Origin of the sequence: Gilliamella sp. Bif1-4 (genome assembly GCF_001690535.1) — a bacterium.
GTDB classification, from domain to species: domain Bacteria; phylum Pseudomonadota; class Gammaproteobacteria; order Enterobacterales; family Orbaceae; genus Gilliamella; species Gilliamella bombi.
In genome coordinates this window covers 1-2,493 of record NZ_LZHC01000042.1, presented here as the reverse complement: position 1 = coordinate 2,493, position 2,493 = coordinate 1, and the positions used below count along the sequence as shown (strand labels likewise).

The 2,493-nt window shown below is 41.0% G+C and carries 4 protein-coding genes; 1 reads left to right on the top strand and 3 read right to left on the bottom strand.

Annotated elements, in window-relative coordinates; translation table 11 throughout:
* Positions 1-441: DDE-type integrase/transposase/recombinase (locus tag A9G25_RS06615; RefSeq protein WP_141675034.1), on the bottom strand; the 441-nt coding region annotated here is incomplete at its 3' end.
* Between the two features lie 144 nt (positions 442-585).
* Positions 586-843, bottom strand: coding sequence for a transposase (locus A9G25_RS06610; protein ID WP_065579872.1), 258 nt, complete (start codon positions 841-843; stop codon positions 586-588).
* Between the two features lie 64 nt (positions 844-907).
* On the opposite strand from A9G25_RS06610, the gene A9G25_RS06605 reads away from it, so the two are divergent.
* Entirely contained in the window at positions 908-1,522 is a 615-nt protein-coding gene (locus A9G25_RS06605) for an IS30 family transposase (protein WP_081297179.1), read from the top strand.
* Positions 1,523-2,038: 516 nt separating this feature from the next.
* On the opposite strand, the gene A9G25_RS06600 is transcribed toward A9G25_RS06605, so the two are convergent.
* Positions 2,039-2,493 (bottom strand): hypothetical protein (locus A9G25_RS06600; protein ID WP_218057560.1); only part of this gene is annotated, 455 nt, incomplete at its 5' end.

The window sequence follows — 2,493 nt, the reverse complement described above, 5'->3', positions numbered from 1 at the left end:
TTTAGCCCAGTTTATAAAGGTTTTTCCTGTAAATTCGGGTCCATTATCGACCCGTATTTTTAATGGATACCCATGATATTCGGCCAGTTTATCTAAATAACGGGTAATCCTTCCTGCCGGTAAGCTCACTGCAATATCAATACCTAACGCCTCACGATTAAAGTCATCGATGACATTGAATGTCCTATAGTGACGTTGATTACGGCTACTGTCACTCATAAAATCCATTGACCAACATTCACCATGTTTATTAGGCACCAATAGCTTTTCTGGGCATCGTGGAGGAATGCGTTTTTTACGCTTTGCTCTGAGATTAAGCTTTAATTCACAATACACCCGATAAACACGCTTATGGTTCCATTGATAGCTGAGCTTTTTGATACGATTAAAGCATTTAGGAAAGCCCCAGCGTAAATGCCGGTCTGTGATAGCATTCAACACCAAATAATCACCGAATCATCCTGTTACTTAGGTTGATAATCGTAAGCACAACGGCTTAAGCCAACGATAGCGCAGCTCATAGCAATAGTAACAGAATGATTTTGTTGTAGTTGCTGTGCCACGTTTTACGTGCCTTTGTGGGCACTAAAGCTTTTTTATGATTTCTTCCTGAAGCTGGGATTTTAAGCTCAGTTCGGCAAACATCTGCTTAAGCTTGCGGTTTTCAGCCTCCAGCTCCTTTAAGCGTTTGATATCCGAAGTTTCCATTCCACCGTATTTTTCTCGCCATTTATAGAAAGTTGAATTACCCATGCCATATTTACGGCACAGTTCTTTAACCGGAATACCCGCTTCAGCTTCTTTTAAAATAGCGACAATTTGATCTTCAGTCATTTTTTTCATAATTAAATCCCCTTTTCTTTTATCATAGAGAATTTTCTACTTTTTTGCTGTACTATTTTAGGGGATAGTTACATTCAAGCCTTATCTAAGGCGAAAAGGCAAAGCTTATCGACATTGCAAGGCACCGAGTATTAAAGAAGGAGACCGCCGATATAAACGGTCAATTAAACAACGTCCAAGTTATGTAGAAAGTCGGAAAACGCAAGGACATTGGGAGGGCGATACCATAATTAGCCGTAAAGATAAGCAAGCATTGTTGACGTTAGTTGAGCGCAAAACTGGACTCGTACTCATTGGACGCCTTAATCAACGCACCGCCTCCGAAACGAAAGATATGATAATAAAATTGCTAACGCCGTTTAAAAAGATGGTTAAAAGCATCACCTTTGATAATGGGATGGAATTTAATTATCATCATGCGATTGAGCATTATTTAAATACTACCGTATACTTTGCGGAGCCTTATAAAAGCTGGCAAAGAGGTACAAATGAAAACACCAATGGCTTAATACGTCAGTTTATACCAAAGTCAGCGGCCATTTCATTAGTTGACGACGAACAGATAAAGAAAATACAATATCTATTGAACACACGCCCAAGAAAACGGCATAAGTTTAAAAGCCCTGCCTCCTTTTATTCGAAGGAGTTAAGACAAATTGCACTTCATGGTGTAATCTAGGAACAACAAAATGAAAAATTAAATAAAATCAATAACTTTTCTGACGGTTTTTTAGCTGAATTTTGCGGTGGTATTGAATCGTAACAATGCAATAAAACCACCGCCAAACCAAACCACGCAATACCATGCTAATGGTTTTCGGCGCAGCGGCAGTGGTTGTTTGTGCTGAACTGGGCATAATGCAGGGGGGAAGCCTTTGGGTTAGCTTGTTCGATATAATAATATCAGCCCCTGCATCTACTGGTTAAAAACTAAGCCTAAACACTAAGGTGTACGCAAACTGCGCCCACTGCCGTTAAGTTGGGAGATTCGAGCCTCAGAGCTGCAACTGAACCAAAATCATAGAAAGCGACTAGGCGGTTATCTGAAACCTCACTCGTGAAAACATAAAAATTAGGAAGTAGTGGTTCTCACCATTCCGAGTGAAGGCCAGCACCAATTTCACGATTACGACCACGTTCAGAAAGAGTCGCATTAGTTAAATCCTTTGCTTTTGGAAGACGGTAACCTACACTATTACAACCAAGTGGTTGCCTCGCTAAGTGTGAAACGTACGTTGTAAGCAGTTCCCCTAACAAACCACTGCTTTAGCTCAAATCCATATGTAATTAGCGCATTACCTGCACTATCCCTACCCACTAATTCAAAAGTCTGTGGCAACGTTGGTTTGCTAAGTGGGCTTGGGTTGTTTGACTGAATTTGGCTATAACTTGGTTTAGGGCCCGTTAAAGTAACCCGTGTTACGTATTCTGGACGTTTGCCACTAGGATACTTATCACGACTGCTTGTTTTTGTCCAGCTTACTGTTGCGGTTATTCCACTGTGAGTAACAGGCTGCCACGTCAATTGACTGGCATCAACGCCCCTTATGTCTAAATCAAATGCATAACCATCCATCCCCGTAGTTGGAAAATTAAGCCCGTAAGAAGCTGGATTAGTCGACTGGATCAAATAGCCCCTAAATCCATCCG